Source organism: Mycobacterium sp., from assembly GCF_049281135.1.
GTDB lineage: Bacteria > Actinomycetota > Actinomycetes > Mycobacteriales > Mycobacteriaceae > Mycobacterium.
This window is the reverse complement of the sequence record NZ_JBAPRN010000083.1, coordinates 1-5,480: the sequence shown is the minus strand read 5'-3', so window position 1 is coordinate 5,480 and position 5,480 is coordinate 1. Positions and strand designations below refer to the sequence as shown.

The following is a 5,480-nucleotide window of genomic DNA, read 5'->3' as shown; positions in this document are numbered from 1 at the left end:
GCCGTCGGCTCTACGCCCGCCGCGCCGACCTGGAGGCGGTCATCGCGGTCGACGACCGCGCTCGAAGTGCCTCGCTCACCGGTCTGATCACCGGACGCGCCGCGACGCGCGCCACCGCGCACCGAGTAAACCCGACGGCCTGTGTGCGTCGTGATGTCGAGGACGCGATGGCGGCAGCAGCTCGGGTCGGCGACGGGCAGCCACTCGCCGAGGCCGAGTTGGCCGGCCTGGCGTGCTCACTGGTCGACGTTGAGGTCCGCGACACGCTGTACGCCCTGGCGGTGGGTCACAGCGCCGGGGACGCCGAGGCGCTGTGGGCGCTGCTGTCGCGCAGCCTGCCCACACGTTGGCGAGCGGAGCCGTTGGTGTTGCTCGCGTTCAGCGCCTACGCCCGCGGCGACGGACCACTGGCCGGGGTGTCGCTGGAGGCGGCGCTGCGCTGCGAACCGGGTCACCGGATGGCGGGCATGCTCGATACCGCATTGCAATCCGGCCTGCGGCCTGAGCACATTCGGGAGCTGGCGGTCACCGGGTACCGGTTGGCCGAGCAGCTCGGCGTGCGGCTACCCCCGCGAAGGGCATTCGGACGCCGGGCAGTCTGAAACAGCCTCGGGGCTAGACCTTTTCGACCTTGACGGCGTGCGCCATCTCATGCGGCAGGCTCACGTTCTCGTGGCCCGGAATCACGATGGTCACGCCGCCGGCCTGGTTGGATTCGACGGTCACCCTGGCGTTGGGAACGACGCCGGCGTCCTTGAGACGGGTGATCAAGTCGATGTCGCCCTGCACGTGCTCGGTCAACTGGCGCACCACAACAGCGACGGGCGGCCCGGCGGGCAACTCAGTCAACCGCACCAGGTTGCCGTCTTCGGCGCCGAAGTCGTCGCCGATGCCCAGATCGGTGAGCCCGGGAATCGGGTTGCCGAACGGCGACGTGGTCGGGTTGTTGAGCACCTTCATGAGCCGACGCTCGACGTCTTCGCTCATGACGTGCTCCCACCGGCAGGCCTCGGCGTGCACTTCTTCCCACGGCACGCCGATGACATCGACCAGCAGCCGCTCGGCCAGACGGTGCTTGCGCATCACGGAAATGGCCAACGTGCGGCCCTTGTCGGTCAACTCGAGATGGCGGTCGCCAGCCACGTGCAACAGCCCGTCGCGTTCCATTCGCGACACAGTCTGGCTGACCGTGGGCCCACTCTGGTCAAGCCGTTCGGCGATCCGGGCACGCAGCGGGGTAACGCCCTCTTCCTCGAGGTCGTAGATGGTCCGCAGGTACATCTCGGTGGTATCAACCAGGTCGTTCATTCCGCACCCTCCATTGCCGCCGAGTCTACTTGCCCAGCTGCGCGAATGGTTCGCTAACACTCCAGCGCAGCAGTATGCCCGCCGCTGGTGCGACGGGCCTACTTTTCGGTGCTGGGTGGGTGGTCAGCTCGCGTATGAGCGCAGCCGGTCAGCGCGCTCACCATTGCGCAACTTGGCCATTACCTCGCGCTCGATTTGGCGAACCCGTTCGCGCGACAGACCGAACAGCTTGCCGATCTGGTCGAGCGTGCGGGGCTGGCCATCGTCGAGCCCGAAGCGCAGCCGGATCACCTGATGCTCACGTTCGTCGAGAGTGGCGAGCACGCTACGGATGTCGGTGTGCAGCAACTCGGCGATCACCGAGTTCTCCGCGGACATCGCCTCGGCGTCCTCGATGAAATCGCCCAGCGGCGCTTCCTCTTCGGACCCCACCGGCATGTCGAGGCTTACCGGATCGCGGCTGTGCTCGAGCAGGTCGTTGATCTTCTCGACCGGGATACCCGACTCGGCAGCCAGTTCCTCGTCGGTAGCTTCGCGGCCGAGGTTCTGGTGCATCTCACGCTTGATACGAGCCAGCTTGTTGACCTGCTCGACCAGGTGGACGGGCAGCCGGATGGTGCGGCTCTGGTCGGCCATGCCCCGGGTGATCGCCTGCCGGATCAACCACGTCGCGTATGTAGAGAACTTGAATCCCTTTGCGTAGTCGAACTTTTCCATCGCGCGGATCAGCCCGAGATTGCCTTCCTGGATGAGGTCCAGCAGCGGCATTCCACGGCCCGTGTAGCGCTTGGCCAGCGACACGACCAACCGCAGGTTGGCTTCCAGCAGGTGGCTGCGCGCTGCCTGACCATCGCGGACGACGGCGGCCAAGTCGCGCTTGCGGTTCTCCCCGAGACGCTTACGGGTCTCCAGCAGATGCTTGGCGTACAGGCCGGCCTCGATTCGCTTGGCGAGTTCAACCTCGTCGGCGGCGTTGAGCAACGCGGTCTTGCCGATCCCGTTCAAGTACACGCGCACCAGGTCCGCGGCTGGGCTTTGAGCATCCAGATCGCCATCAATCCGGATTGTGTTGGCTTTTGCCATGGCGGCCTCCTCAGAGCGTGAACAGTCATCGGGTACAACGAGCAACCCGACGTAGTAGTTCCCGCGGGGTGGCCATCTCACACCCGTTGACATGCGGAAATGTCCACTTGAACTGAGAATGTGCTGAGAACCCGCTGCGGCAGCGGGTTATTCGGAACCGTCGGGTTGCGGGCGAGGCGAACCCGGTTGCTGGGACGGGCGGCTGTAGCGCTCGATCGCGGGCCGTTCGGCGGTGGGGAAGAGCGGGGTGCGCCGTACCGGTTCATCGAATCGACGCGGTTCGTCGGCGCGGCGTGGTGGACGGTCATTAGCGATTAGCACCGCGATCCACGGCAGCGGGATCGACACCGCGACGATCGCCAGTGAGAGAAGACCGTTGTGCCACATGCCGTACGCGAGGGCGGCGAGGAGCAGCGCCGGAATGCGGAACGACATGATCGTCAAATATTTCCGCACGCGTTGACGGTGTTGGACTTCGTACGAGGGTGCGGCGGCGGTGATGAGGATCGGTCGACCATCGTCGTCGAAACCCAGCTCGTGGCTGCGCCTCATTTCTCCACTGTTGCACAACTTTGCTCACGGTGGCGGGTCCGGTTCCGGCACAATATGTGCCATGGAGACCCAGACGATCGAGCGGACCGACACCGACGAACGCGTCGACGACGGGACCGACAGCGACACCCCCAAGTTCTTCCACTACGTCAAGAAGGACAAGATCGCGGAGAGCGCCGTGATGGGCACGCATGTCGTGGCGCTGTGCGGTGAGGTGTTCCCGGTGACGAAGTCGGCAAAGCCGGGGTCGCCGGTCTGCCCCGACTGCAAGCGGATCTACCAGTCGCTCAAGAAGAGCTGACCGGGTCGGGGTGCACGGGCGGCGTGTCGTCGTTCGTTGCCTCACCGGCGTCGTCGACGACCTCCTTGGCCCGCTTGACCAGCCACCTTCGCATCCGGTGGGCGTGCGTGCGGGGGGCCGGCCACTCCTCCTGGATGGCGGCGTTGAACTCCGCACCCAACATGATCGAGAAGCCCGCGAAGAACGCGAACAGCAGAAATGCGATCGGGGTCGCCAGCGCGCCGTAGGTGTAACCGGTGCCGGTGATGTACCTCAGATAGATACGCAGCCCTAGTGTGGCGATCACGAACGCCACACTGGCCAGGGCCGCACCGAAGACCAGCCGGTGCGACGGAATCGGGTCCGGCAAAGCCACGCGATACAGCACCACCACGGTGGCGATCAGACCGGCGAGCAGCGCGGGGTAGTAGCCGTAGGCCAGCACGTCCTGGAGGCCGTTGGGAATGAACTCGGCGAGCTTGCGCGGCCCCCGCACCATCAGCGGGGCAGTGACGATCACGAAGAGCAACATCACCATGTACAGGCCCAACGCGAACAGGCGCTGACGCACCGGGTGCCGCAGCGGGGTCTGATCGTGAGCCTCGACCACAGAATCGACGAAGGCGGAGATTGCCGATGACCCCGCCCACAGCGAAATCAAAAAGCCCAACGACACCACTTCGCCGCGAGCGCCGCGATCGATGTCGGCAATGGTCGGCTCGATGATCTCGTGAACGACGCTCTGCGAGAAAATCTTGTTCGACATCGACACCAGATAGTGCTCGATCACCGACATCGTGTCCGGTCCGAACAGCGGCGCCACGTAGGCGAGGCTTCCGAGCATCCCCAGCAGCAGTGGCGGCAACGACAACGCCGACCAGAACGCCGCTTGCGCGGCCTCCGAAAAAATCGAATCGTCCCAGCTTTTCGACAACGCCCGCCGAGTGATTCGCCAAATGTGATGTCGCGAAGGTTTTACTGGGAGGTCGGTCATGACCCGTTCAGGATTCCCGACTAACGCATCGACCGCCAGGATTGCAGGTGGCGAGTCGTGTCTAGGACGCGATTGGTTCGCCGCTGGCTTCCAGCACGGCGGACAACTCGATCAGCTTCGCCTCATGCTCGTTGGCATGGTGTTGGCAGAACAGAAGCTCTGCGCCGGAGGGCAGCTTGGCGCGAACGCGTGCAGCAGCACTGCACCGATCGCACCGATCAGCCCGGGTCAACTCTGGACTGGTCAACGTTGCGTTCATGGCTTCTCCGTTCTGCCTTCTCCACTGTCTCAGATGTCAACGCTTTTGGCCGTCTTCACCGCCGGTTTACCGGCTGTGTCGTTTCTCACCCCGTGCCGTTTGGCCGTCGGAGCAATATGGCGGTATGAATCGGCCGCCGGCGGTGCTGGTACACCTTTGCCCCAACGACGAGTGGTCGGCCGCCCAAGTTCACGGCGAACTAAGACCCGAGTCGCTCACCAGCGTGGGCTTCATCCATTTGTCGACGCCAGAGCAAGTGCACCTGCCGGCCAACCGGCTCTATCGCGGCCGTGCGGACCTCGTTCTGCTGCACATCGATCCGAGTCGTCTGGACTCACCCATTCGTTGGGAACTAGGAGTAGCAACGGATCCGGAGTCGATGCTGTTCCCGCATCTGTACGGCGCCTTGCCCGTTGGGACTGTGATCAACGTCACCATCTACCGGCCCGCCGCTGACGGCTCGTTCGCGGCGATCGCCGAATAGGCGTCGGCTTCGATCTCCACCAACAACTCCGGGCCGATGAGCGCCGCCACTTCCACCATGGTGGCCGCCGGGCGGATCTGGCCGAATACCCCGGCGTGCACCTCCGCGACCTCACGCCAACGGGAAATGTCGGTCACATAGACCCGAGTGCGGATCACGTCGCTCAATGCCGCTCCCGCCTCGTTGAGAGCGATCTCGATGCGGCGCAATGCTTCTCGCGTCTGGGCGCCGATATCGCCGGGCGTCCCGGGCCCGGTCGTGCCCGCTACGGCGACGTGCGGGCCGACGCGCACTGCGCGGGAGTAACCGACGGTCGACTCGAAGTCAGTCCCGGACGACACCAGGATGCGGCTGGTTGACATGCGGCCAACCTAGGGCAGCCGGCGTCGCCAGCGCATCCGAATTTCTTCTAGCGCAACCCGTTCGAGCCGGCTGGTGCCGATGACGCGTCCGACAAACACCGGGACAACGCTGCTTGGTAGTCCTAAGCTTTTGCCAGACCACCGCCAGCACGCCCCTG

Annotated in this window: 9 protein-coding genes; 3 read left to right on the top strand and 6 right to left on the bottom strand. The window is 64.8% G+C overall.

The features are described from left to right. Positions 1-602, top strand: a 602-nt coding sequence (locus WAN02_RS03375) for a DUF4192 domain-containing protein (RefSeq protein ID WP_422262771.1), incomplete at its 5' end; no start/stop codon positions are given. A gap of 13 nt (positions 603-615) precedes the next feature. Here WAN02_RS03375 and WAN02_RS03370 read toward each other — a convergent pair. From WAN02_RS03370 to WAN02_RS03360, 3 genes are all read right to left on the bottom strand, one after another. Next, positions 616-1,308 (bottom strand): metal-dependent transcriptional regulator, encoded by a 693-nt coding sequence (locus WAN02_RS03370; RefSeq protein WP_422262770.1) that lies wholly within the window; start codon positions 1,306-1,308, stop codon positions 616-618. 123 nt (positions 1,309-1,431) lie between these two features. After that, positions 1,432-2,391, bottom strand: a complete 960-nt coding sequence (gene sigB / locus WAN02_RS03365; RefSeq protein ID WP_422262769.1) for a sigma-70 family RNA polymerase sigma factor SigB — start codon at positions 2,389-2,391, stop codon at positions 1,432-1,434. Positions 2,392-2,538: 147 nt separating this feature from the next. Further along, positions 2,539-2,943 carry a DUF3099 domain-containing protein gene (locus WAN02_RS03360; protein WP_422262768.1) on the bottom strand — a complete coding sequence of 135 codons (405 nt, stop codon included), beginning with the start codon at positions 2,941-2,943 and terminating at the stop codon, positions 2,539-2,541. A 61-nt stretch (positions 2,944-3,004) separates the two neighbouring features. Here WAN02_RS03360 and WAN02_RS03355 point away from each other — a divergent pair, with 61 nt between their 5' ends. Further along, positions 3,005-3,244 (top strand): DUF3039 domain-containing protein, encoded by a 240-nt coding sequence (locus tag WAN02_RS03355; protein ID WP_422262767.1) that lies wholly within the window; start codon positions 3,005-3,007, stop codon positions 3,242-3,244. Here WAN02_RS03355 and WAN02_RS03350 read toward each other — a convergent pair. Together WAN02_RS03350 and WAN02_RS03345 are read right to left on the bottom strand one after the other, a co-directional pair. Continuing rightward, the gene (locus WAN02_RS03350; protein ID WP_422262766.1) at positions 3,231-4,217 is read right to left on the bottom strand and encodes a YihY/virulence factor BrkB family protein; all 987 of its coding nucleotides are present in this window, start codon (positions 4,215-4,217) and stop codon (positions 3,231-3,233) included. The two genes, WAN02_RS03355 and WAN02_RS03350, sit on opposite strands and share 14 nt — an antisense overlap. Before the next feature lie 61 nt (positions 4,218-4,278). Beyond that, a complete protein-coding gene (locus tag WAN02_RS03345; protein WP_422262765.1) occupies positions 4,279-4,476 on the bottom strand; it encodes a DUF7455 domain-containing protein in 198 nt (65 codons plus the stop codon). A 124-nt stretch (positions 4,477-4,600) separates the two neighbouring features. Between WAN02_RS03345 and WAN02_RS03340 the strand changes: the two genes are divergently transcribed. After that, a complete protein-coding gene (locus WAN02_RS03340; RefSeq protein WP_422262764.1) occupies positions 4,601-4,960 on the top strand; it encodes a DUF952 domain-containing protein in 360 nt (119 codons plus the stop codon). Here the strand turns inward: WAN02_RS03340 and WAN02_RS03335 are convergent. Next, positions 4,915-5,322, bottom strand: coding sequence for a RidA family protein (locus tag WAN02_RS03335; RefSeq protein WP_422262763.1), 408 nt, complete (start codon positions 5,320-5,322; stop codon positions 4,915-4,917). The genes WAN02_RS03340 and WAN02_RS03335 overlap by 46 nt on opposite strands. Positions 5,323-5,480: the final 158 nt, after the last annotated feature.